Genomic DNA, 22,977 nt, shown 5'->3' with positions numbered 1-22,977 from the left:
CGCTGGGTGCTCGGCGGCGAGCGGTTCTCCACCGTCAAGCCCGCCTGAACGACGCGTCAAGCCCGCCTGAACAACGCCGACGGCCGCCCTCCCCGCTGCGGGGAGGGCGGCCGTCGGCACGTCAGGGGCCCGGTCAGCCGCCCGGCTCGATGGTGATCTGGTCGATCAGGATCGGCCCGGAGGGCACCGTGAAGGTCACCGAGTTCGACCCGGCCTGGAACTGCGGGAGTATCCAGGTGGAGAACCAGGCGGAGGTCTGGTCCTTGGGGGGCGCCCCGTAGATCTTGTAGGTCACCCCGCTCGGCCAGTCCTTGCCGTTCACCACGGCCGCGCCCTTGAGGTCCGCGCCCGTGTAGTTGTAGTGCACGCTCAGCTTGTACGTCCCGGCCGTGGCGATGTCACCGGTCCAGGTCACCGAGCCGCCCGCCTGGAGCGTCAGGTAGCTGCCGTCGGCGGACTTGGCGCCCTTGACGCTGTTGCCGACCGGCGCGTTCTGCGCCTGGAGCTGGCCCGCGTCCACGTTCGTCGGACCGGCGATGGCGCTCGCGGTCGCCGTGGGGGTGGCGCCCGCGTTCGTGGCCGTCGGCGCCGGGGCGCCGGTGGTCGGCGGGGCGGCGGTGGTGGTGCCGCCCTTGGCGTTCTTGTCGCCGTCCGGATCCCCGGTGGAGAGGGCTATGCCGGCCCCGATCGCTATCGCCGCGACCACCGCGACCGCGCCGATCACCGCGCCCTTGCTCCGGCCGCTGCCGCGGGGCTCCTCGCCCGGCTGCGGCCGGGAGTGCTCCGCGTAGCGGGTCTGCTGGGTGGGCGCGGCGCCGTACTCGGGCTGCGGTGCGGGCTGACCGTACGGGGCCTGCGGCTGACCGCCCGGGTACCCCTGCGGCGGCATGCCCTGCTGGCCGTACGGCTGCTGCGCCCGCTGCGGCCCGCCTTGCTGGTAGTGCTGGCCGTACTGCGCGCGACCGACCTCCATCGGCCGGCTGTACGGCGTGCGCGGGACCCCCTGCTGCGGCTCGGCCGGCTGCCCGGTGGAGCCGTCGGCCGGGCGGTAGAGGTAGCCGAACGGGTCGTCGTCCTGCGGGGCACCGCCCCCCTGGCCCTCGGGCACTCCGTTGCTGCCGGCGGTCGTCACGGTGGTCTGCTCCCCCATCCGGTGCGCCGCCGGCTGCGGGCGGCGCAGATCATGGACGCTGTCGTACCGGGAACACTACCTGCCGTACGTGACAGCGGGAAAAGGCCCCTTGACAACTCACGGGTAACCCGGCCGGACCAGGGCGGACCCGCACCCCCGGCGCCCGCCGACTCGGCCCGTCCGCTCAGCCCGCGCGCCGGTGCGAGCGCTCGCCGCGCGCGCCGCGCACCGCCCCGCCCCGGGCCCGCTTCTCGTCGTACATCCGCTCGTCGGCGGTGTGCAGCACCTCCTCGATGCTCATCCCGCAGCCGGCCCAGCCGACCCCGAGGCTCACCCCCACCCGCATCGCCCGTCCGTCGATCCGCATCGGCGGGATGATGGCGCCCCGCAGCCGGTGGGCGAGGTCCTTGGCCTCCTCGCGGCCGATCCCGTCGGCCAGCACCACGAACTCGTCACCGCCGAGCCGGGCCACCGTGTCGCCGTCCCGGACGGCCTGGCTCAGCCGCCGGGCGACCTCGACCAGCACCGCGTCGCCCGCGTTGTGGCCGAACCGGTCGTTGATCGACTTGAAGCCGTCCAGGTCGCAGAAGAGGACCGCGAGCCCCTTGTCCACCGCCGCCGTGCCGCCGGAGCGGAAGGGCACCGACCAGGCGTCGCCGCCCGGCCCGTACTCGGCCGGGACCACCGCGTGGACGTGCTCCCCGTAGCCCGGGCCGAGCCCGCTCGGCAGGCCCTCGGGCAGCCCGTAGCCGTGCGCGGGCCCGGCGTACGGGTCCGCGCCCTCCAGTCCCTCGTGCGCCGTGTGCGCGCTGTAGGAGTCGGCCGGGTAGCCGTACGGCTGCGGGTAGGCGGCCTCGACCTGGCCGGCGGCGCCGACCGGCTGCGGCTGGGCGCAGAGCCGGCGGGCCAGCCGGGCCTTGAGCTCGGCGCCGTTCGGCAGCCCGGTGAGCGCGTCGTGACTGGCCCGGTGGGCGAGCTGGAACTCGTGCCGCTTGCGGTCCTCGATGTCCTCGACGTGGGTGAGCAGGAAGCTCGGCCCCTCGGCCGCGTCCGCGACGATCGAGTTGCGCAGGCAGACCCACTGGTAGCCGCCGTCCCGCCGGGACAGCCGCAGCTCCGCGCGGCCGCTCTCGGCGCTGGTGCGCTCCAGCAGCGCCCGGTCCTCGGGGTGCACGAGGTCGGCGAAGCTCTGCTGCCGCAGCACCGCCCGGGGCCGCCCGAGCAGCCGGCAGAGCGCGTCGTTGACCCTGGTCAGCTGGCCGCGTCCGACGCCGTGCAGTTCGGTGATCGCCATCCCGCTGGGCGCGTACTCGAAGGCCTGGCGGAAGCTCTCCTCGCTGGCCCGCAGCGCCTGCTGCTCCTTCTCCAGGCGGGCCAGCGCGCGCTGCATCTCGGCCCGCAGCCGGGCGTTGCCGATCGCGATGGAGGCCTGGAGGGAGAACATCTCCAGCGCCTCGCGGGTCCACGCCCCGGGCCGCTTGCCGCTGCGCGGGCGGTCCACCGAGAGGACGCCGAGGAGGTCGCCGCCGGCGCTGTACATCGGGGCGAGCAGCCCGTCGGCGGGGTGCCAGTCGTTGGCGTACACCGGCAGCGGGCTGTCCCCGATCCAGCGCGGGATGTCGCTGGCGACGGCCCAGCCGCGGTCGTACGGCAGGAAGCGCAGGGTGCCCCAGTGGTCGCTGACGCCGAGCAGCCGGTCCCAGGACTCCCGGGAGCCGACCTGGCCGAGCAGCACGGAGGGGCCGCCCATCGGGCTCTCCTCCAGCTCCCAGACGGCCGCCACCACGAGGTCGCCGTCCGGCCGGACCAGGCTGACCGCGGCGGCGTCGAAGCCGAGTCCGTGCACCGCGCCTTCGACGACGGCCTGGAGGGTGCCAGCGAGGCTGCGGGCAGCGTTGAGGTCCGCCACGACCCGGTGCAAGGTGCGGAGGGTCGCGAGACGGACGTACGGCTCCGACTCGGCTTCCATGCGGGGGCTCCCCGGCTGCTTCGGATAGTTCTTGATTGGTTATCGTCCGATTGCCAGAAGAACTGAATCACAGGGAGCACAGCGCTCGGCACGCTCGGTCAGCAATAGGCCGTCACTTGTGACTTAAATCACACGACACTAATGCGCCCTTAATCAGTTCATCTGTCCCATAGCAGGACATACAGCGCTATCGGTACATTTCTGGTGGTCGACCGCATTGGCCCCGGGCTGAAGCCGAGTGCGCCCGCCAGTCCGGCCGCTTCACTCCTGAGGGTGAGTTCGGCCACCGGGAGCAACCCTTCGGCCGGACCGCCGGTCCTACGACCAAGGCCCGATGCCGTTTCCCCGGGGCGACGACTACCGTGCGGTACGTGTACCCGTCCCCGCAGCCCGAAGCTGCCCCCCACGCCACGCCCGACGAGTTCCGGGCTGCCCTCTCCCAGCTCGCCGCCGGCGTGAGCCTGGTGACCGTCCACGACCCGGAGGACGGCGAGGACATCGGCATGACCGCCACGTCCTTCCTCTCCGTGTCGCTGGAGCCCCCACTGGTACTGATCTCGGTCCGCGAGGACTCCCGGATGGACGAGGTGCTCTCCCGGGTCGACACCTGGGCGGTCTCGGTGCTGACCGAGGGGCAGAAGACGCTCGGCTCCCGGTTCGCCATGAAGGGCCGGCTCAGCGACCGGCTGCTGTTCGCGGACACCCCGTACCGGCGCGGCCCCCGCACCGGCGCCCCGCTGATCGAGGGCGCGCTGGCCACCGTCGAGTGCCGCACCGAGCAGCGGATACCCGCCGGCGACCACACCCTGCTGCTCGGCCGCGTCCTGGAGGCCACCGTGCCCGCGCCCGCCGGCCGCCCGCTGCTCTACTTCCGCGGCGGCTACCGCACCCTCGGCTGAGACGCCCCGGCTACTCGCCGCCCCGCGGCGACCGGCGGCCCTGCTTCAGCTCGGAGCGGTGCCGCTTGCTATACAGCCGCCGCTCGACCATCCCCCGGCTCGGCCTCGTCGCCCGCCGGGCCTTCGGCGGCGGTGCGCACGCCTCGGTCAGCAGCGCCGACAGCCGGGCCCCGGCCGCCTCCCGGTTGCGCCACTGCGAGCGGAACTCCGAGGCCTGGACCACCAGCACCCGGCCGTCCACCAGCCGACCGGCCAGCCGCTCCAGCGCACGCTCGCGCCACACCTCGGGCAGCGCCCTGGTCGAGGCCAGGTCGAAGCGCAGCTCGACCTTGGAGTCGGAGGTGTTGACGTGCTGGCCACCGGGGCCGGAGGAACGCGAGAAGCGCCAGACGAGCTCGGCGTCGGGGACGACCACCGACCCCCGTACGCGGATGGGCTCGGACATGCGTCCATCATCGCGCGCCCGGCCCGCCCGGTCACGCGGTTAATCGGCCGCCGGCACCCGGTTACCCCCGCGCGCCCCGAGCCCCGACAATGGCGTACGTGATCGAGCTCGGCTACTCCCTCTCCAACCGCTTCCCCGACCCCCCGCAGACGGACTACCGCACCGCGTCCGTGCACGCCCTGCGGTACGACCTGTTCTGCGGCGACGTCTACCTGGACGGCGAGGGCGCGGAACTGTCCACCGCCTGGGGTTGGGTTCCGGTGCTCGACTTCGCCTGGGCGCTGTGCGACATCGCCGAGCTCCTGGACCGCGACCCGGACGGCGGCCGGGCCGCCCGCGTGCAGACCGCCGACCTCGACTTCACCCAGAACACCGAGCTGCTGCGCTTCGCCCGCCGCTTCAACTGGGTCGAGGTCACCGCCACCTGGCTGCCGGACGAGCCGCCGGTGGTGGTCCGCCACGGTGAACTGCGGCGCGAGGCCCGGGACTTCCTCCAGGACACGCTGGCCGACCTCTTCGACATGCACCCCGACCTGGCCGACAATCCGAACATCTGGACGCTGCAGGGCCGGTTCCGCCGGATCTGACAGCGGACCCGGCAACGGCTTTGCCCGGGCTTTGCCCTCCGATCAGCGTCCGCGAAGAATTCACGGCTCCTGCGGAACCAAGGCGGCGGAGTATTGCGTTGTCCCGGAAAAAGCGCCACGAAACGAACGAAGGGACTGCAAACGTCATGCCAGTGAGCCTCTCCAAGGGTGGCAACGTCTCGCTGACCAAGGAGGCCCCCGGCCTGTCCGCGGTCACCGTCGGCCTGGGCTGGGACGTCCGCACCACGACCGGCGCCGAGTTCGACCTCGACGCCAGCGCGATCGTCCTGAACGCGGACGGCAAGGTGCTGTCCAACGCCCACTTCGTGTTCTTCAACAACACCAGCACGCCGGACAACACGGTCGTGCACACCGGTGACAACCGCACCGGCGAGGGCGCGGGCGACGACGAGGCGATCAACATCAGCCTGTCCGGCCTGCCGGCCGAGGCCGTCAAGATCACCTTCCCGGTCACCATCTACGACGGCACCGCCCGCGGCCAGAACTTCGGCCAGGTCCGCAACGCCTACATCCGCGTGGTGAACGCGGCCGGCGGCGCCGAGATCGCCCGCTACGACCTCTCCGAGGACGCCGCCACCGAGACCGCGATGATCTTCGGCGAGCTCTACCGCAACGGTGCGGAGTGGAAGTTCCGCGCCGTCGGCCAGGGCTACGCCTCCGGCCTGGCCGGCATCGCCCAGGACTTCGGCGTCCAGATCTGACGCACCCGCGGTTTCCCGTTTCCGGGGCCGGCGGGCCTCAGCGCGAGGCGCGCAGCTCCGGCAGCTGGATCAGCTCGGTCTCGTCCTCCGGCGTCAGGTCCACCACGGTCGGCTCGCCCGGTCCGGGCCGCTCGGCCGGCTCCGCCGCCCGGGCCTCGGCCTCGGCCTTCGCGGCCACCGCCTCGTCGCCCACCACGTCCGCCAGGTCGGCGCGCTCGCCCAGCTCGGCGACGCTGCCCACCGCCGGTGCCGGGGCCGCCGGGCGCGCCGGGACTCCCGAGCCGCGGCCGAAGAAGCTGAAGCCCTGCCCGCGCGCCTGCCCGGACTGCGCCGGACGCGACCGCTGCCGCTCCCCCGGCGCGGGCGCCGCTGCGGGGACGGCGGGCGTCCCGCCGAGCTGACCGACCGTCGCGGTCAGCGCCGGACGCACCGGCTCGGGACCGACCTGCTCGGGACGCACCGGCGACGGGGCGACCGGCGACGGGGCGAGCGGGGCCGGGGCGACCGGGGCCGGGGCGACCGGGGCCGGGGCGAGCGGGGCCGGAGCGACCGGGGCCCGCCCCGGGGTGGGCACCGAGGGCGCCACCGGGGCCGGCACGGCCGCCGGCACGGCCGCCGGCACGGCCGCCGGCACGGCCGGAGCCGCCGGGGCGATCGGGGCGGCCGGAGCCGCCGCCGCGGACGCCCGCAGGGCGACCTCAGCGCCCGCCGTACGCGCCCGCCGGGCCTCCTGCTCCGCCGCGCGGCGCTCCAGGAGCCGCAGCACCGCCGCCGCCCGCACGAACGCGGCCGGGCTGGCCGGGTACTTCGGACGGCGCGCCGCGAGCGCCCGCTGGGTCGCCTCGGCCTCCTTGAGCGCCTGCTCGGCGACCGTCACGGCCCGCTCGCGCAGCAGCCGGGCGATCTCGGTCTCGGCCTTCGCCAGCCGCGACTTCTCCGCCGTCAGCCGCCGCCCGAACCGGGTGGCCCGCTCCTCGGCGACCTCCGCCGCGTACTCGGCCTCGGCCAGCTGCTCCTCGAACCGCTCCTCGGCGCGCAGCCGCTGCGCCGCGGACATCTCGGCGGCCGCCCGGGCCGCCTTGTCCCGCTGGCGCAGCAGCAGCGCGAAGCCGAGCGTCGCGATCACCGCCGCGACGCCCACCGAGCGCACCAGGATGGTGTCCTGACTGAAAAGCAGAGCGGCCAGTGCGGCGACCAGCAGTACGCCGGCAGCGGTGGGGGGAAAGATCCGGCCGAGGACGGAGGAATGACGGTGGCGTCCGCGAGACATGTCCAAGAAACTAGCGTGCGAATTGGGGCCGTGTCAGCCCAGGGTCCCCTTCTGCCCTTGACAGGGTGCGGTTTTTACCGCACGTGCCCGGTTTCTCACGCAAGATCACGAGAAAGGCCCTGCTCAGCGACGCCTCAGCGGTGGGACGCCGCCGGACCGCCCGGGTCGTCGTGGTTCTCCGGCAACTTGCACACGTGCTGGATCCAGAGCGCCGCCGCGATCACCGCGGCCCCCGCCAGCACCGCGAGCCCGGCCGTCACGGCCTGGTCCTTGCGGGCCGACACGTCCAGCTCGCCCAGCAGGTAGATCCCGGCCCCCGCGTAGACGCCGGTGACCACCGCGGAGACCAGCGCGCTGGCCTGCCCCAGCACCACCGCCCGGGCCGCCAGCAGCGGGTCGACGCCCTTCGCCCCGGGCTGGCGCTCGCGCACCGCCTTCAGCCGGGCCCGCAGCGACAGCGCGGTCGCCAGCAGGATCACCGCCACCGCCGCCAGCACCACCGGCGCCGCGGCCGGCACCGCCGGCAGCGTGTCCACGGAGGCCCAGAGCTTGGAGCCGGCCCAGGACAGCGCCGTCGTGGCGGCGGTGATGCCGATCAGCAGGCGGAGGCGAAGCAGCTTCACTCGGAGGAGGTCCTTCCCGGGTACCAGAACCGGCCGACCGCCCGGTGGCCCGGCGCGGCGACGCCAAGCCACCGTACCGGGCCCGGCCGGGCGGACACCCGCGCGAACGGCGGACACCTACTCGTACGGCCGGGCCCCCGGCCGAGTTCCCCGGGGCCACGGCCCCGGACCCCGCCCCCCTGGAGACCGGCCCCGCGCCTACTCCGGCAGCGTCAGCCGGATGTCCTCGCGGCGCTTCACGCCCTGCGCGTCCGGGCCGCCCAGCGCGGCCAGCAGCGCGTCCACCCGCCCGTGCCCGGGCACCTCGGCCTCCGGCTGGGCGTCCAGCCAGGGGGCGAGCACGAAGGCCCGCTCGTGCGAGCGGGGGTGCGGCAGCACCAGCTGCGGGTCGTCGCTCAGCACGCCCTCGTAGGCCAGGATGTCGACGTCCAGGGTGCGCGGGCCCCAGTGGACGGTCCGCACCCGCCCGAAGGCGTCCTCGACGGCGTTGCCGCGCTCCAGCAGGTCCCGCGGGGGCAGCGAGGTGCGCAGCACCACGACCGCGTTGTAGTAGTTCGGCTGCTCCTCGGGCCCGCCGACGGCCTCGGTCTCGTACACCGCGGAGACGGCGTCGATCCTCAGCCCCGGGGTGTCGGCGAGCGCGTCGACGGCGCCCTGGAGGGTGTCCAGCCGGTTGCCCAGGTTGCTGCCGAGCGCGATCACCGCGCAGCGCTGGCCGTGCAGCGTGGTGTCGGCCGAGTCCACCCGGCTCTCCAGGTCGAACGCGTTGGGCATGGCGGTCATTCGCTCGCTTCGCTCGCTCATCGGCAACAAACGTCCTCTGCATCGGATACCCGGCGCGCGGCGGGGGTCATGCGCGGCCCCGGTGGATGGTCACGGTCACGTCGTCGAACGGCACGGTGATCGGGGCGTCCGGCTTGTGCACGGTGACCTCGACCTCCTCGACCGCTTCGTGCTTGAGGCACTGGTCGGCGATGCGCTGGGCCAGCGTCTCGATCAGGTCGACCGGCTCCCCGGCGATGATCGCGGTGACCTCCTCCGCCACCAGCCCGTAGTGCGCGGTGCGGGTGAGGTCGTCTCCGGCCGCGGCGGGGCGGGTGTCCAGGTACAGCACCAGGTCGACCACGAAGGTCTGCCCCTCGGCACGCTCGCGCTCGAAGACGCCGTGGTGGCCCCGGGCTCGCAGCCCCCGCAGGGTGACGCGGTCCAGCAAACGAATCACTGCTCCCAGTCGGACGGGCCCCACCCGGAGAAAGGCATGGACGGGCAGGGCGAAGGCGGGCAGCACGCCCGCCACTCCGTTTCGAATCTACCCGCGAGCACGGACAACGCCTGACCGTCCTACCCGGCACGAACCGACGCCACGCGCGCCGATATGGCGATTGACGTGAACGTTCGGTGACCACTCGGAAATTCCCGACGACTTTCCGGCGCCGCATTTCCGCGGCCGCCGGAATCAGTCCTCCTCGTCGTCGTCCCCGCTGGTCAGAACGGGTGAACCGTGATGCGACCAGAGCTTCCACCCGGCCGGGGTACGGCGGAACAGATTCGTCGACACGACCTTTCCGCCGACCAGTGGTCCGAGCTCCCCCTCTTCCTCCGACTCGCCGCCGGACAGGATGTTCTCGGTGCACGTGACAAGGGCCACATCACCGTGCACCTCGGCCTCGACATCGGTCAGGAAGAACTGGATGTACTCCGTGTTCATCATGATCAGCATGTACGACCTGGTCACCTGCGCCCGGCCGCGGAGCACCGGCCAGCCCGGGTGCACGCACACCACGCCGCCCTTGTCGTCGGCGTCGGCGGCACCCAGCCAGGCGTCCTCGACCGCTTCCAGGTCCCCCCGTTCCAGCGCCTCGTAGAGCCCCCGGTTCGCCGCGAGCACGGCCTCCAGATCCGCCTCGCGGGCCTGCCCGGCCGTACCGCCGCTCAACCTGCCGTCACCTGTCACAGACCCTCCCTCACCCCAACCGCGCCGCGTGCTGCCAGGCCGCGACCACCCGGACGGCATCCGCCGTGCCGGACACGTCGTGCACCCGCACCGCCCAGGCCCCGGCCCGCGCGGACAGCACCGACACCGCGGCCGTCGCGTCGTCGCGCTCCCGGGCCGGGCGCAGTTCCCCGGTTGCCGGGTCGGCGAGCAGCGTACCCAGGAACCGCTTGCGCGAAGCCGCCACGAGCACGGGACGGCCGAGCGCGGTGAGCGCGTCCAGCCGGCCGAGCAGCGCCCAGTTGTGCTCGGAGGTCTTGGCGAAGCCGAGCCCCGGGTCGAGGATCAGCTGGTCCTCCTTGACCCCTGCCGCCAGCAGGGCGTCCACCCGGTCGGTCAGCTCGGCGACCACGTCCCGCACCACGTCGCCGTAGACCGCCATCCGGTCCATGTCGGCGGACTGCCCGCGCCAGTGCATCACCACGAAGGGCGCGCCGGTCTCGGCGACCACCCGGGCCATCGCCGGGTCGGCGAGGCCGCCGGAGACGTCGTTGACGATCGTGGCGCCGGCCTCGACGGCCCGCTCGGCGACCGTGGCGCGCATGGTGTCCACGGAGACCATCACCCCGGCGTCGGCGAGCTCGCGCACCACCGGGAGCACCCGGCGCAGCTCCTCCTCCTCGGACACCCGCTGCGAGCCCGGCCGGGTGGACTCGCCGCCGACGTCGACCAGGTCCGCGCCGCGGGCCCGCAGCGCGAGGCCGTGCGCGATCGCCTTGGCGGGGTCGTGCCACATCCCGCCGTCCGAGAAGGAGTCGGGCGTGACGTTGACCACGCCCATCACGGCGCAGCGCTCCAGTCGCGGCAGACCGGCCGGCAGGGAGAAGGAGGGCGAATCGTTCATGTCTCCCATTATCGAACGGGGCCCCCGCCGAGGATTCCCGGCGGGGGCCCGTTCACGCGTCGGGGACGGGCGCTACGCGGCCTCGGTGACCTCGCGGGTCGACGGGACCGGCATCAGCCCCTCACGCTGGCGCCGGCGGCCGAAGCGCGGCATGCCGAGCGTGATGAACGCCTCCGCCTGCATCGCGGCGAAGCCGATCCGCGGCAGGTCCCGGGTGCTCGGGAAGACCAGGAAGCGCGGCTCCCACTCGGGCTGGAACTTGGCGTTGAACTTGTACAGCGACTCGATCTGGAACCAGCGCGACAGGAAGACCAGCAGCCCGCGCCAGGCGCGCAGCACCGGGCCGGCGCCGATCCGCTCGCCGCGGGCCAGCGCCGAGCGGAACATCGCGAAGTTGAGCGACACCCGGCGCACGCCCATCGCGGGCACCGCCTGCAGCGCGGCGACGATCAGCAGCTCGTTCAGGCCCGGGTCGGCGGCGCGGTCGCGGCGCATCAGCTCCAGCGAGATGCCGTCCGGCCCCCAGGGCACGAAGTGCAGCACGGCCTTCAGGTCGTCGCCCTCCTCGCCCTCCTCCGGGGCCTTGTGGGCGGTGACCACCACGCAGTCGTCGTCCAGCGGGTCGCCGAAGCGGCCGAGGGCCATCGAGAAGCCGCGCTCGGTGTCGGTGCCGCGCCAGCGGGCGGCGGCGTCGGCGACCCGGTACTTCTCCTCCGCGGTGAGCTCGGAGACCCTGCGCACCTTGCAGGAGTAGCCGTTGCGCTCGATCCGCTTGACCATCTGGCGCACGTTGCGCATGGCCCGGCCGGAGAGCGAGAAGGAGGCGGTGTCCACGATCGCCTCGTCGCCCAGCTCCAGCGCGTCCAGGCCCGCCTCACGGGTCCAGACCTCGCCGCCGACCTCGCTGCACCCCATCACGGCCGGCACCCAGGCGTGCTCGCGGGCCTCGGCCATGAACACCTTGATCGCGCCGGGCCAGGCCTCGACGTCGCCGACCGGGTCGCCGGAGGCCAGCATCACGCCGGAGACCACCCGGTAGGAGATCGCCGCCTTGCCGGTGGGCGAGAACAGCACGCTCTTGTCGCGGCGCAGCGCGAAGTAGCCGAGCGAGTCGCGCTCGCCGTGCCGCGCGAGCAGCTCGCGGACCTTCTCCTCGTCCTCCGCGGTCAGCTCGGGCTTGGGCTTGCCCGGGCGCAGCGCCAGGTAGGCGGTGGTGAAGGCGGTCAGCAGGCCGAGCCCGCCGAGCAGGTAGGCGACCAGGTCGGACATCCGGACGTTGTTGTACCGGACCGGGCCCTCGAAGCCGAACAGTCCGTACCCGACGTGCTGCAGGCGCTCGGTCAGGCCGGGGTGGCCGATCTCGTACTTCGTCCGGGTGCTCACGATCAGCAGGCCGAGCAGCACGCTGAGGACGCCCATGACGACCAGGTTGACCAGCGCCCGCCAGCGGGTGCGCGGGTCGGCCTTGGCGTAGAACTCGCGCTGGTGGACCAGCATCACGGCGAGGACCACCAGCGAGACGACCGCCGGGCCGATCTGGTGCCAGCGCACGATGTGCAGTCCGGCGCTGATCGGCAGCAGCACGCAGACCGCCCGCCAGGCCCGCCGCTTGCGCCGGCGCAGCGCGTGCGCCAGCGGCACCAGCAGGATGCCGACCATCAGCGCGCCGACCGCCGCCAGGCTGGTGGTGCCGCCCGGCAGCTGCCCCGCGAAGGTGTGCACCTTGGTGTGCCGGAGCTTGGGGAACACCGCGCTGGCGATGTCCATGAGCCCGATCAGCAGACAGGCGTAGCCGACCGCCCCGGGGAGCCAGGCCCTCGGGACGGCGGACGCCTGGTTGCGCAGCGTCTGCAGGCCGCGGCGACGGCGCGGCGGCTGCTCGGGGCTCGGCTCAACGGACACGGGAACGCTCATGGAAGCTCAGCGTAGAGGCTGCGGTGCGGTGTCCTGTCACTCCGGAGGAGGACGCGTGATGGACCTTCATGCCTATTCCTTCATCAGGCAATGCGCATACCAAGGACCCGGAAACGGTCGGTAAACCGGGTCCGTGGCGGCGCTGCGGGTTGAGCCGGCGGTGGGAGCCGGGGGTCCGCCGCAGCGTGGCGCGACGGGCCCCCCGGGACGCGTTACGTACGGTGGACGCCGCATTCTAGGGCGCCGGTTGCCTGCGGTTCGCCCCGCCCTTCCAGCCCGCCTGGGCGTCCGGACGGCCCAGCCGCGGTGGCCGGGCCTGACGGGTCGCCAGAGCATGAAGCCCGCACCGCCAGTGTCCCACCGGAAGGCCGACGGCATGGAACTGACCAGCGACGCGCTGGTGAACTCGCTGCTCGCACTCGGCGTCGCGGCCGTGGCCACGACCCTGTGGGTCTGGCCGCGGCTGGCGCCCCAGCGTCCACTGCCGGTGCTCGGCCGGATCGGCCTGCTGACGGTCGTTCAGGCCTCGGTCCTGGCCGTGCTCGCGCTGTCGGTGAACAACTCCTTCGGGTTCTACACCTCCTGGCACGACCTGCTCGGCTCGGGCGGCGCCAAGCTCGCGCTGACCAGCAACGAGAACCACAAGGGCGGCACCCCGGTCCCCGACGCGCTGGTCCAGCCCACCACCGAGGGCGGCCTGGAGACCATCACCGACCTGCCGAAGGGCCCGCCCGAGGAGGTCGGCAGGGTCGAGTCGGTCCGGGTCAGCGGCAAGGAGACCGGCTACTCCGACCAGATGTTCGTCTACCTGCCGCCCGCGTACTTCGACCAGAAGCTCGCCCTGGTCCGCTTCCCCGTCCTGCTGGCCATCGCCGGCTACCCGGGCACCACGCTGAACCTGCTGCACGAGTTCCCGTTCGCCCAGACCGCGATCGAACTCCAGCGCACCGGCAAGATGCCGCCGACCGTCCTGGTGATGGCCCGCCCGGCCCTCGACCCGTCCCGGGACACCGAGTGCGTGGACGTCCCCGGCGGGACGCGCACCGAGACCTGGTTCGTCAAGGACGTGCCCGAGGCCATCCGCAGCGGCTACCGGGTCGGCCGCACGGCCGGCTCCTGGGGCACCCTCGGCTACTCCACCGGCGGCAGCTGCGCGCTGCGCCTGGCGATGCGCTTCCCGAACGTCTACGGCAACGCGGCGAGCCTGCACGGCGACTTCACCGTGCGCCAGGACAACTACACCGGCGGGGACCTCTTCAACGGCGACAAGGCGCTGGCCCAGCAGCACGACCTCGGCTGGCGGCTGCAGAACCTGCCCGTCCCGGCGCTCAACCTGCTGGCGGTCTCCACCCGCACGGAGGGCGACTACCCCCAGACCGTCCAGTTCGTCGACCAGGCCACCCGGGCCGCGGCGGCCAACCCGCAGTTCACGATCGACTCGCTCTACCTGGACGACGGCGGGCACAACTTCGACAGCTGGACCAGGGAGCTCCCGGCCACGCTCGAATGGCTGGGCGCGCACCTGGGCTAGGGCCGGCACCGGGGCGGGCGCCGGGGCAGCCGCTAGGACAGGTGAGTGATTACCCGCCGGTCGGCCCGGACGGCCGGCGGCCCGGGGGAACGTATCGCGACCGCCCGGCGGTCACCGCCGGGCCCGCCCCGGACCCGCGCAAGGAGGCACCGTGCTGAGCACCCGCTCGCTCTTCGACGAGATCTACCGGAACGACCAGGCGTACCAGCTGTTCTGCAGCATCGCGGCCGACGGCGAGGACCAGGGCGGCTGGGAGAACGAGCGGATCACCGCGCTCACCCGGGATCCGGTCCTCGCCCCGAAGGTCGCCCGGCACGGTGCCGACGAGCGCAAGCACGGCCGGATCTTCGCCCAGCTGCTGCACAAGCGCGGCCTGCCCAAGGTGCCCGTGCCGGACGAGGCCGACTACTGCATGCTGCTGGAGCGCCAGGGCATCGGCCTCTCGCACGAGCGGCTGAACAGCGACGTCCCGCTGACCGACCGCGAGATCATCACCTACCTCGCGCACAGCCGGGTCACCGAACAGCGCGCCGCCGAGCAGATGCGCCAGCTGGTCCGGGTGTACGGGGAGAACCCCGACCTCGGCCGGGCGATGCGGATGATCTCCGCCGACGAGGACAACCACCTCGCCTACTGCCACGAGGAGCTGCTGCGGCTGGTCTCCGAGGGCCACGGCCCGTACATCCGGCACGCCCTGGAGACCAGCGCCCGCGGCGAGATCCGCACCCACCGGGACGTCGGCCTCGCCGTCACCGCCCGGATGGCCCGGATCCTGCGCTGGCCGCGCTGGCAGCTCGCCCTGGTCGCCCTCGGGGTGCACGCGCTCTACCTGTACGACCGCGCCTACGGCTGGCGCCGGATGGTCGCCCTGCGGATGCCCGAGCGGCGCAACGCGCTGGGCACCCCGGCTCCGCCGCACGCGGAGCACGAGGTGTTCTGAGCAGCGCCCGGCCGTGGCCACCGCCCGGCCGGCCGACGCTCCCGGGCCCGGGAGCGCTTAGCGGCCGATGATGAGGCTCATCGCCTCGGCGCGGGTGGCCGGGTCGCGCAGCTGGCCGCGCACGCAGGAGGTGATGGTCTTGGCACCGGGCTTGCGGATGCCGCGCATCGACATGCACATGTGCTCGCACTCGACCACGACGATCGCCCCGCGCGGCTCCAGGATCCGCATCAGCGCGTCGGCCACCTGGCTGGTCAGGCGTTCCTGCACCTGCGGCCGGCGGGCGTAGACGTCGACCAGCCGGGCGAGCTTGGACAGCCCGGTGATCTTGCCGCTCAGGGACGGGATGTACCCGACGTGGGCCACGCCGCGGAACGGCACCAGGTGGTGCTCACAGACCGAGGTCAGCTCGATGTCCTTGACCAGCACCATCTCGTCGTGGCCGAGGTCGAAGGTGGTGGTCAGGACGTCCTCGGGCTCCTGCCACAGGCCCGCGAATATCTCCTTGTAGGCCCGCGCGACCCGGGCCGGGGTCTCCAGCAGACCCTCGCGGTCCGGGTCCTCACCGACGGCGAGCAGCAGCTCGCGGATGGCGTTCTCGGCCCGCTTCTGGTCGAAGGTACCGACGGCGGGCGGACCGTCGAACGTCACCGGGTCGATCATGCGGGCCTCGCTTTTGTATCGGAAGACTCTGGCTGAACAGCACGGATGCCGCGCCTCCAGGGTACAAACCCTGGTGACGCGGCATCCATTCCCTGCGATTCGGGAGGTCAGCCCTCGGTCGGCGGCTCGCCGGCCGGCATCGGCGGGAGCTTCACGACGTCCACCGGAGCGCTCTCGCCGGAGGCGGCGCCGTTGGTGAGCGCCAGCTCCTTCGGGGACTGCACCGGCGGCCGGGTGGACGGCGTGCGGCGGGCGGAGCCCGTCCAGGCCGGCCGGGCCGGGCGCTTGACGATCGGGGCGAAGACCTCGGCGATCTGCTCCTTGTTCAGGGTCTCCTTCTCCAGGAGCTCCAGGACCAGGTTGTCGAGCACGTCGCGGTTCTCGACCAGGATCTCCCAGGCCTCGTTGTGCGCCGTGTCGATGAGCTTCTTGACCTCTTCGTCGACCAGCCCGGCGACCTCTTCCGAGTAGTCGCGCTGGTGGCCCATCTCACGGCCCAGGAACGGCTCCGAGTTGTCGCTGCCGAACTTGATGGCACCGAGGCGCTCGGTCATGCCGTACTGGGTGACCATGGCCCGGGCCGTCGCGGTGGCCTTCTCGATGTCGTTCGAGGCGCCCGTGGTCGGGTCGTGGAAGACCAGCTCCTCCGCCGCGCGCCCGCCCATCATGTAGGCGAGCTGGTCGAGCATCTCGTTGCGGGTGGTGGAGTACTTGTCCTCGTCCGGCAGCACCATGGTGTAGCCGAGGGCCCGGCCGCGGGACAGGATGGTGATCTTGTGCACCGGGTCGCTGTACTGGCAGGCCGCCGCGACCAGGGCGTGGCCGCCCTCGTGGTACGCGGTGATCTTCTTCTCCTTGTCGGACATGATCCGCGTGCGCTTCTGCGGACCGGCCACGACGCGGTCGATCGCCTCGTCCAGGATGCCGTTGTCGATCAGCTTCTTGTCCGAACGGGCGGTCAGCAGCGCCGCCTCGTTGAGGACGTTCGACAGGTCGGCACCGGTGAAGCCGGGGGTGCGCTTGGCGACGGCCGACAGGTCGACGTCGGGCGCGATCGGCTTGCCCTTCTGGTGCACCTTGAGGATGTCCAGCCGGCCCTGGAGGTCGGGGCGCTCCACCGCGATCTGGCGGTCGAAGCGGCCCGGGCGCAGCAGCGCCGGGTCCAGGATGTCGGGGCGGTTGGTCGCGGCGATCAGGATCACGCCGCCCTTGACGTCGAAGCCGTCCATCTCGACCAGCAGCTGGTTGAGGGTCTGCTCGCGCTCGTCGTGGCCGCCGCCGAGGCCCGCGCCGCGGTGCCGGCCGACGGCGTCGATCTCGTCGACGAAGACGATCGCCGGGGCGTTCGCCTTGGCCTGCTCGAAGAGGTCGCGGACGCGGCTGGCGCCGACGCCGACGAACATCTCGACGAAGTCCGAGCCGGAGATGGAGTAGAACGGCACCCCGGCCTCGCCCGCGACGGCGCGCGCCAGCAGGGTCTTGCCGGTACCGGGCGGGCCGTAGAGCAGCACGCCCTTGGGGATCTTGGCGCCGACGGCCTGGAACTTGGCCGGCTCCTGGAGGAACTCCTTGATCTCGTGGAGCTCCTCGACCGCCTCGTCCGCGCCGGCGACGTCGGCGAAGGTGGTCTTCGGGGTGTCCTTGGTGAGCAGCTTGGCCTTGGACTTGCCGAACTGCATGACCCGGGAGCCGCCGCCCTGCATCTGGTTCATCAGGAACAGGAAGACCAGGACGATGATCACGATCGGGAGCATCGACAGCAGCAGGCTGACGAAGGTGCTCTGCTTCTCGGGGCTGATCGTGTAGCCCTCGGCGAGCGTGCTCTGGTCCTTGTCGTTGACCTGGGCCTGGAGCTTGTCGGCGATGGCGACGCCCTGGTCGCCGATGTACGAGGCCTGGAACTTGCTGCCGGACGGGGTCTTGCCCGTACCGGCGCTGGGCAGCGTGGCGCCGTCCTTCAACTGGATCTTGATCGTGTTCGAGTCACCGGTGGTGATCTGCGCCGACTTGACGTTGTGCGCGTCGATCGCCGCGACGACCTGACCGGTGTCCACCGTCTTGTAGCCGTTCGAGTCCGAAACGACCTGCATCAGTACGATGACGGCGAGGACGGCCAGCACGATCCACATGATCGGCGCACGGAAGTATCGCTTGACGTCCATCCATGCGGGGCGTTGCCGCCCCGTCCCTCCTGCCACTCAACGGCGCCGGTGGTCTGTTGGCCGCGGCGCATCCGATTGGTGCTCATGTGAAGAGCGGTTTATTGGACCGTACCGCAGTCCGACCCACCCATGGCGGGAGCACGGCGACACGGCTTTGCTTCTTTGTCCCCCGGGTCCAACGGGCGGGAACGGCCCACTGTTCCCGCCCGTCGCCCGAACGGGGCCCTCAGCCGCCGTAGACGTGCGGGGCGAGGGTGCCGATGAAGGGAAGGTTGCGCAGCTTCTCCGCGTAGTCCAGGCCGTAACCGACCACGAACTCGTTGGGGATGTCGAAGCCGACGTACTTCACGTCGATCTCGACCTTGGCCGCGTCCGGCTTGCGGAGCAGGGTGCAGACCTCCAGCGAGGCCGGGCCGCGCGACCCCAGGTTGCCCAGCAGCCAGGACAGCGTCAGACCGGAGTCGATGATGTCCTCGACGATCAGGACGTCCCGGCCGGCGATGTCGGTGTCCAGGTCCTTCAGGATCCGCACCACGCCGGAGGACTTGGTGCCCATGCCGTACGAGGAGACCGCCATCCAGTCCATGGTGACCTGCGAGTGCAGGGTCCGGGCGAGGTCCGCCATGACCATCACGGCCCCCTTGAGGACGCCGACGATCAGCAGGTCCTTGCCTGCGTAGTCCCGGTCGATGCGCTCGGCCAGCTCCAGGAGCTTGGCGTCGATCTCGTCCTTGCTGATGAGCACCTTCGCGAGGTCAGCGCCCATGTCGTTCTGGTCCACCGGGGATACGTCCTCAAACGTTCGGGGTCTGTGTGGCCGGCGGCCGGCTCCCCCAGGGGCATGCCTCGCCCGTCAGTCGCCCTGCCGCCGAAAGACCAGCGTGCCACACCTGCGGGTGGCCTCGACGCCCCCGGGTAGGTGCAGCGGCCCCTGTCCGCGCCATCCGGTGACCAGCAGGTCGATCGTCTCCAGGTGCCGGGCGAACAGGTCCCCGGCCGGACAGCCCGCCCGCAGCGCGGCCCGGCGCAGCACCCGGCGGCGCACCGCGGGCGGCAGTTCGGCCAGTTTCACGGCGTCCAGGGCGCCGTCGCCCGTACGGAGGTCGCGTTCGGCCAACGAGGCCCACTGGTCGAGGGCGTCGGCGTCGTCGCGGAACAGCCGGGCGGTGCGGGCCAGCGCCTCGACCACTCCGCCGCCCAGGTGCTTCTCCAGGACCGGCAGCACCTCGTGGCGGACCCGGGAGCGGGTGTAGGCGGGATCACAGTTGTGCGGGTCGTCCCAGACCGGGATCGACTGGGCGGCGCAGGCCTGCCGGGTGGCGGCCCGGTCCAGTTCCAGCAGCGGGCGGCGGTAGCGGCCCTTCTGGGCGGGCATCCCGGCCAGCGAGCGGGCGCCGGAACCGCGGGCCAGGCCCAGCAGCACCGTCTCGGCCTGGTCGTCCCGGGTGTGGCCGAGCAGCACCGCGATCGCCCCGTGGCGGTCGGCGGCGGCGTCCAGGGCGGCGTAGCGGGCGTCCCGGGCGGCGGCCTCCGGGCCCCCGGCGCGGCCGACCCGCACCGGGACGGCCTCCACCGGGTCGAGGCCGAGCGTGCGCAGCCGGTCGGCCACCTGGTCGGCGCGCTCGGCGGAGCCGGCCTGGAGGCCGTGGTCGACGGTGACGGCGCCGACCCGCAGCCCGATCTTGGGGGCCTCGAAGGCGGCGGCGATGGCCAGCGCCATCGAGTCCGCGCCGCCGCTGACCGCGACCAGGACCAGCGGCGAGCCGGGCGCGGCCGGGGTGCGGGGCAGCCCGGAGGGGTGGCGCGCGGCGTTGCCGATCAGGGTGGTGCCGACCGCGGCACCGACCAGCGGCACCCCGGCCGGGCGCTCGCGCGGCTCGCGCACGGGTGCGGTGAAGGTGGAACCGGCCTCGGCGGCGAGGTCGGTGAGCGTACGGCGAACGGCCAGGCGTATCGCGGCGACAGCGGGGTGAGGGCCCACGGCGGACGACTCCTCGACGGAGGGGGACAGGACTCGCGGCGGACGCGGCGGGAACCGCGTACCGCATGAGCGCCCTGTTACCGGGCGCTCACAGATGGTGGCAGATAGTGGCCACCCACTACGCCACCCGCGCCCCCGGTACGACCACCGTCCCACGTTCGGGTGAATGAAGAAACGCTTCTTCACCCGTCGTCTGGCCTATTGGACCACTCGTACGAGCGGGTTTGACCGACGCGCGCCGCTTGCCGTCCGGCTCACGGCGCGCCCGCGCCACCAGGGGCCGCTCAGCGGGCCACCCGGGCCACCCAGGCGGCCGGGTCGTGGATCTCGTCCTTGGTCGGCAGGGTGTTCGGCGAGGTCCACACCCGGTTGAACCCCTCCATGCCGACCTGCTCCACCACGCCGCGCACGAACACCGCGCCGTCCTGGTACTGGCGCAGCTTCGCGTCCATGCCGAGCAGCCGGCGCAGCAGCAGGTCGAGCCGGTTGGCACCGCGGTCCCGGCGCTGCTGGAACTTCTCCCGGATCTCGGCGACCGTCGGCACCACGGCCGGGCCGACGCCGTCCATCACCACGTCCGCGTGGCCCTCCAGCAGCGACATCACGGCCGTCAGCCGGCCGAGGATCTCGCGCTGCGCGGGCGACTGGACGATCTCCAGCAGGTTCCCCGAGGAGGCGCCCTCCCGGCTGCCGCCGCCCGGCAGGCCGCCGAACGCGCCCGCCGCGTCCCGCAGCCGCTCCAGCAGGGCGCCCGGGTCGACGTCCGTCTCGGCGAGGAAGGACTGCACCTCGGACTGGATGTGGTCGCGCAGCCACGGCACCGCGGTGAACTGCGTCCGGTGCGTCTCCTCGTGCAGGCAGACCCAGAGCCGGAAGTCGGACGGGTCGACGTCCAGCTCCCGCTCGACGTGCACGATGTTCGGCGCCACCAGCAGCAGCCGGCCCGGCCCGGGACCGTCCGGCCCCAGCCGCGGCTTGTCGAACAGCGCGGCCGGGCTGTCCGGCGCCTCCAGCGGGGGCTCCGCCGGGGCGAAGGTCTCGTACTGGCCCAGCACCTTGGTCGACAGGAACGCCAGCAGCGCCCCGACCTCGATCCCGGTCGCCTTCTCGCCCACCGCGCCGAACACCCCGGCCGCCGCGCCGTTCGCCCGGCGCGCCTGGAGCTTCTCCACCAGCGGCTGGACGACCGTGCGGAAACCCGCCACGTTGGCCCGGATCCAGCCGGGCCGGTCGACCACCAGCACCGGCGTCGCCGCGGCCCGGGACAGGCTGGACGAACGCATGCCGGTGAACGCCCGCACGTGCTCCTCCGCCTCCAGGGCGTGCCGGCGCAACTCGGCGACCACCGCCGCCGCTTCCTCCCGGCTCACTTCCGGACCCGGCCGCACCAACCTGGTCGCGGTTGCGACCGCGAGGTTCCAGTCGACCATGTCAGCACCGCCACTCGCGCTCGTCATGCCCTCACCGTACGTGCTCCCCACCACCAACGGCAGCCACCCGCCGCCAAGACCTCTCCTCCGCCCCGCCCCCGGCACCGCGGGCGGCCCCGCCGGGGGCCGGCGGCGGCCGGGGCGGGGTCAGTGGCAGCCGCAGGCGGTGAGACGGCCGGCGAAACGGTCCATGGCGGCGCGCGCGGTGTCGACGGGGGCGGTGGTGCGGGTCATGACGGCGAAGGCGAGCAGCCGTCCGTCGGCGTCGACGACGGTGCCCGCGAGGGTGTTGACGCCGTTGAGGGTGCCGGTCTTGGCACGGATCAGGCCGGCCGCGTCGGCCGCGCCGGACCCGGAGCCGTAGCGCTTGTTGAGGGTCCCGGTGAAGCCGGCGACCGGGAGGCCGGTGAGCACCGGGCGCAGGGTGGGGTGCTGCTCGGAGGCGGCCAGCACGAGGAGCCGGGTCAGCACGGCGGGCGGGATCGCGTTGCCCGGGTGCAGGCCGCTCCCGTCGTTGAGGACCACGCCGCCCATCGGCACGCCGAGCCTGGTGAGCTCCTGGGTGACGGCGGCCGCGGCGCCCTCGAAACTCGCCGGCTGGTGGGCGGCGACGGCGACCTGACGGGCCATCGCCTCGGCGAGCTGGTTGTCGGAGGTGGTCAGCAGGCGTTCCACCAGCCGGGCGACCGTCGGCGAGAAGACGTCGCCGAGGGGAGCCGCGCCGCCGGCGGTCGGGGCGGGGGCGGGCGCCGCGGCGGGCTTGGGCTTGCCCGTCACGGTGATGCCGCGGGCGTTGAGCAGAGCGGCGAAGGTGTCGGCGGCCGCGGCCGCCGGGTTGGCGACCCGGTCCGGCGCGTCCTCCCGGCTCTTCGGGTCCACCTTGCCCTCGTCCACCATCAGCGGGACCACCAGGGCGATGTTCTGACCGTCGTGGTTCCTGTGCTGCGGGCTGCCCGCGTACAGCGACAGGTCGTAGTCCAGCTGGACCGTCGTGAGGCCGAGGTTCCGGAGGCTCTCGGCGGTCTGCCGGGCGAGGAGGTCCAGCGAGGCGGGGGCGGTGTCGGCGTCGGCCGGCTGTCCGCCGATCTGCACCTGGTCGGCGGGCAGCGCGGTGAGCGTCGGATCGCCGCCGCCGACCAGGGTGATCGTGCCCGGGTCCGCACCCCGGACCACCCGGGTGTGCAGCCGGGTGTCGCCCGGGATGAGGGACAGGGCCGCGACCGCGGTGGCCAGCTTGGTGGTGGAGGCGGGGGTGGCCGCGGCGTTCTCCCCCGAGCCGTACAGGAGTTGACCGGTCGCGACGTCCGCGACGGCGAAGTTGACCTCGCCGAGGCTCTGGTCGGCGCGGACGGCGGCGAGCGCCTGCTGGAGGCCCTGCGGGGTGGGGGCGGCGGCCCCCGTGGCACCGTCGACGGCGGCCAGCACGGCGCCCGGTGCGGGGGCCGGGCGTGCACCGGACGCGTCGCCACCGCCGGTGGCGGGGGCGGAACCGGTGGACGCGGAGCCGGTGGGCGCGGGGGCGGTGGGCGCGGGGGCGGTGGGCGACCCGGCCCGACGGCCGGGCGCGGCGATCGGGCCGTCGTCCGACCGGGATCCGGCGCCGCCCTTCCCTTGGTCGCCCTTCCTCCCGTCGCGGCCGCCCTGCCCGTCGTGGTCCTCGTCCTCGCCCTGCCCCGCACTGTGCCCGCCCGGCGGCGGGGACGGCTGCGCGTACGCACCGCCCGAGGTCAGGACCGTACCGACCACCAGCAGCGCCGCCCCGAACAGCCCCGCGGCCGTCCCCCCGCGGCGGCGCGGCGCCCCTCCCCCTGCTCCCACCGACCGGCCCCTTTCCCGAGCACTCACTCCCGTAGGAGACACTTGGATTCTGTC

The 22,977-nt window shown here is 73.2% G+C and carries 21 protein-coding genes; 5 read left to right on the top strand and 16 right to left on the bottom strand.

What is annotated here, in order from left to right; all coding sequences use genetic code 11:
- Positions 1-133: 133 nt before the first annotated feature.
- Both ACFWP2_RS34515 and ACFWP2_RS34510 read right to left on the bottom strand, forming a co-directional pair.
- Positions 134-1,132, bottom strand: coding sequence for a hypothetical protein (locus ACFWP2_RS34515; protein WP_380458943.1), 999 nt, complete (start codon positions 1,130-1,132; stop codon positions 134-136).
- Between the two features lie 184 nt (positions 1,133-1,316).
- Positions 1,317-3,101: a diguanylate cyclase domain-containing protein gene (locus ACFWP2_RS34510; protein WP_380458941.1), complete on the bottom strand. Its 1,785-nt coding sequence runs from the start codon at positions 3,099-3,101 to the stop codon at positions 1,317-1,319.
- A 371-nt stretch (positions 3,102-3,472) separates the two neighbouring features.
- Between ACFWP2_RS34510 and ACFWP2_RS34505 the strand changes: the two genes are divergently transcribed.
- Complete coding sequence (locus ACFWP2_RS34505) at positions 3,473-4,000, top strand: flavin reductase family protein (RefSeq protein WP_380458937.1); 528 nt, start codon at positions 3,473-3,475, stop codon at positions 3,998-4,000.
- Between the two features lie 10 nt (positions 4,001-4,010).
- On the opposite strand, the gene arfB is transcribed toward ACFWP2_RS34505, so the two are convergent.
- Positions 4,011-4,445 carry an alternative ribosome rescue aminoacyl-tRNA hydrolase ArfB gene (gene arfB, locus ACFWP2_RS34500; RefSeq protein ID WP_380458934.1) on the bottom strand — a complete coding sequence of 145 codons (435 nt, stop codon included), beginning with the start codon at positions 4,443-4,445 and terminating at the stop codon, positions 4,011-4,013.
- Between the two features lie 89 nt (positions 4,446-4,534).
- Here arfB and ACFWP2_RS34495 point away from each other — a divergent pair, with 89 nt between their 5' ends.
- Together ACFWP2_RS34495 and ACFWP2_RS34490 are read left to right on the top strand one after the other, a co-directional pair.
- A complete protein-coding gene (locus ACFWP2_RS34495) occupies positions 4,535-5,032 on the top strand; it encodes a hypothetical protein (protein ID WP_380458931.1) in 498 nt (165 codons plus the stop codon).
- A gap of 146 nt (positions 5,033-5,178) precedes the next feature.
- Entirely contained in the window at positions 5,179-5,754 is a 576-nt protein-coding gene (locus tag ACFWP2_RS34490; protein ID WP_380458928.1) for a TerD family protein, read from the top strand.
- 37 nt (positions 5,755-5,791) lie between these two features.
- Here ACFWP2_RS34490 and ACFWP2_RS34485 read toward each other — a convergent pair whose 3' ends face one another.
- The 7 genes from ACFWP2_RS34485 to ACFWP2_RS34455 all read right to left on the bottom strand — a co-directional run bounded on the left by ACFWP2_RS34485 (position 5,792) and on the right by ACFWP2_RS34455 (position 12,398).
- Positions 5,792-7,024: a hypothetical protein gene (locus ACFWP2_RS34485; protein WP_380458925.1), complete on the bottom strand. Its 1,233-nt coding sequence runs from the start codon at positions 7,022-7,024 to the stop codon at positions 5,792-5,794.
- A gap of 134 nt (positions 7,025-7,158) precedes the next feature.
- Positions 7,159-7,647 carry a DUF3180 domain-containing protein gene (locus ACFWP2_RS34480; RefSeq protein ID WP_380458923.1) on the bottom strand — a complete coding sequence of 163 codons (489 nt, stop codon included), beginning with the start codon at positions 7,645-7,647 and terminating at the stop codon, positions 7,159-7,161.
- A gap of 198 nt (positions 7,648-7,845) precedes the next feature.
- Positions 7,846-8,451, bottom strand: coding sequence for a 2-amino-4-hydroxy-6-hydroxymethyldihydropteridine diphosphokinase (gene folK, locus ACFWP2_RS34475; protein ID WP_380458920.1), 606 nt, complete (start codon positions 8,449-8,451; stop codon positions 7,846-7,848).
- Positions 8,452-8,497: 46 nt separating this feature from the next.
- Positions 8,498-8,857 (bottom strand): dihydroneopterin aldolase, encoded by a 360-nt coding sequence (gene folB, locus ACFWP2_RS34470; protein WP_360353719.1) that lies wholly within the window; start codon positions 8,855-8,857, stop codon positions 8,498-8,500.
- Positions 8,858-9,103: 246 nt separating this feature from the next.
- Complete coding sequence (locus ACFWP2_RS34465) at positions 9,104-9,583, bottom strand: nuclear transport factor 2 family protein (RefSeq protein WP_380458917.1); 480 nt, start codon at positions 9,581-9,583, stop codon at positions 9,104-9,106.
- 28 nt (positions 9,584-9,611) lie between these two features.
- Positions 9,612-10,484, bottom strand: a complete 873-nt coding sequence (folP, locus tag ACFWP2_RS34460) for a dihydropteroate synthase (protein ID WP_380458915.1) — start codon at positions 10,482-10,484, stop codon at positions 9,612-9,614.
- 72 nt (positions 10,485-10,556) lie between these two features.
- Complete coding sequence (locus tag ACFWP2_RS34455) at positions 10,557-12,398, bottom strand: phosphatidylglycerol lysyltransferase domain-containing protein (protein WP_380458912.1); 1,842 nt, start codon at positions 12,396-12,398, stop codon at positions 10,557-10,559.
- Positions 12,399-12,774: 376 nt separating this feature from the next.
- Here ACFWP2_RS34455 and ACFWP2_RS34450 point away from each other — a divergent pair, with 376 nt between their 5' ends.
- Together ACFWP2_RS34450 and ACFWP2_RS34445 are read left to right on the top strand one after the other, a co-directional pair.
- On the top strand, positions 12,775-13,929 hold the full coding sequence (locus ACFWP2_RS34450; protein WP_380458910.1) for an alpha/beta hydrolase: 1,155 nt from the start codon (positions 12,775-12,777) through the stop codon (positions 13,927-13,929).
- 151 nt (positions 13,930-14,080) lie between these two features.
- Entirely contained in the window at positions 14,081-14,869 is a 789-nt protein-coding gene (locus ACFWP2_RS34445) for a ferritin-like domain-containing protein (protein ID WP_380458907.1), read from the top strand.
- A gap of 57 nt (positions 14,870-14,926) precedes the next feature.
- On the opposite strand, the gene folE is transcribed toward ACFWP2_RS34445, so the two are convergent.
- The 6 genes from folE to dacB all read right to left on the bottom strand — a co-directional run bounded on the left by folE (position 14,927) and on the right by dacB (position 22,923).
- The gene (folE, locus tag ACFWP2_RS34440) at positions 14,927-15,532 is read right to left on the bottom strand and encodes a GTP cyclohydrolase I FolE (protein WP_380458905.1); all 606 of its coding nucleotides are present in this window, start codon (positions 15,530-15,532) and stop codon (positions 14,927-14,929) included.
- Between the two features lie 107 nt (positions 15,533-15,639).
- On the bottom strand, positions 15,640-17,694 hold the full coding sequence (gene ftsH / locus ACFWP2_RS34435; RefSeq protein WP_380458902.1) for an ATP-dependent zinc metalloprotease FtsH: 2,055 nt from the start codon (positions 17,692-17,694) through the stop codon (positions 15,640-15,642).
- 226 nt (positions 17,695-17,920) lie between these two features.
- Positions 17,921-18,475, bottom strand: coding sequence for a hypoxanthine phosphoribosyltransferase (gene hpt, locus ACFWP2_RS34430; RefSeq protein ID WP_280685463.1), 555 nt, complete (start codon positions 18,473-18,475; stop codon positions 17,921-17,923).
- Between the two features lie 72 nt (positions 18,476-18,547).
- The gene (tilS, locus tag ACFWP2_RS34425; RefSeq protein WP_380458897.1) at positions 18,548-19,675 is read right to left on the bottom strand and encodes a tRNA lysidine(34) synthetase TilS; all 1,128 of its coding nucleotides are present in this window, start codon (positions 19,673-19,675) and stop codon (positions 18,548-18,550) included.
- A gap of 284 nt (positions 19,676-19,959) precedes the next feature.
- Positions 19,960-21,132 carry a zinc-dependent metalloprotease gene (locus ACFWP2_RS34420; RefSeq protein WP_380458895.1) on the bottom strand — a complete coding sequence of 391 codons (1,173 nt, stop codon included), beginning with the start codon at positions 21,130-21,132 and terminating at the stop codon, positions 19,960-19,962.
- Between the two features lie 120 nt (positions 21,133-21,252).
- Complete coding sequence (dacB, locus tag ACFWP2_RS34415; protein ID WP_380458892.1) at positions 21,253-22,923, bottom strand: D-alanyl-D-alanine carboxypeptidase/D-alanyl-D-alanine-endopeptidase; 1,671 nt, start codon at positions 22,921-22,923, stop codon at positions 21,253-21,255.
- Positions 22,924-22,977: the final 54 nt, after the last annotated feature.

The sequence above is a fragment of the Kitasatospora sp. NPDC058444 genome (genome assembly GCF_042721415.1).
Lineage (GTDB): Bacteria > Actinomycetota > Actinomycetes > Streptomycetales > Streptomycetaceae > Kitasatospora.
Note: the sequence above shows the minus strand (reverse complement) of the source record. Positions and strands in the feature narration are given on the sequence as shown.

Bases quoted from the DNA above. Each gene is read 5' to 3' on its own strand.
- ACFWP2_RS34510 (WP_380458941.1), bottom strand. From the start codon at position 3,101: ATGGAAGCCGAGTCGGAGCCGTACGTCCGTCTCGCGACCCTCCGCACC.
- arfB (WP_380458934.1), bottom strand. From the start codon at position 4,445: ATGTCCGAGCCCATCCGCGTACGGGGGTCGGTGGTCGTCCCCGACGCC.
- ACFWP2_RS34495 (WP_380458931.1), top strand. From the start codon at position 4,535: ATGGCGTACGTGATCGAGCTCGGCTACTCCCTCTCCAACCGCTTCCCC.
- ACFWP2_RS34490 (WP_380458928.1), top strand. From the start codon at position 5,179: ATGCCAGTGAGCCTCTCCAAGGGTGGCAACGTCTCGCTGACCAAGGAG.
- ACFWP2_RS34485 (WP_380458925.1), bottom strand. From the start codon at position 7,024: ATGTCTCGCGGACGCCACCGTCATTCCTCCGTCCTCGGCCGGATCTTT.
- folK (WP_380458920.1), bottom strand. From the start codon at position 8,451: ATGAGCGAGCGAAGCGAGCGAATGACCGCCATGCCCAACGCGTTCGAC.
- folP (WP_380458915.1), bottom strand. From the start codon at position 10,484: ATGAACGATTCGCCCTCCTTCTCCCTGCCGGCCGGTCTGCCGCGACTG.
- ACFWP2_RS34455 (WP_380458912.1), bottom strand. From the start codon at position 12,398: ATGAGCGTTCCCGTGTCCGTTGAGCCGAGCCCCGAGCAGCCGCCGCGC.
- ACFWP2_RS34450 (WP_380458910.1), top strand. From the start codon at position 12,775: ATGGAACTGACCAGCGACGCGCTGGTGAACTCGCTGCTCGCACTCGGC.
- folE (WP_380458905.1), bottom strand. From the start codon at position 15,532: ATGATCGACCCGGTGACGTTCGACGGTCCGCCCGCCGTCGGTACCTTC.
- ftsH (WP_380458902.1), bottom strand. From the start codon at position 17,694: ATGGACGTCAAGCGATACTTCCGTGCGCCGATCATGTGGATCGTGCTG.
- ACFWP2_RS34420 (WP_380458895.1), bottom strand. From the start codon at position 21,132: ATGACGAGCGCGAGTGGCGGTGCTGACATGGTCGACTGGAACCTCGCG.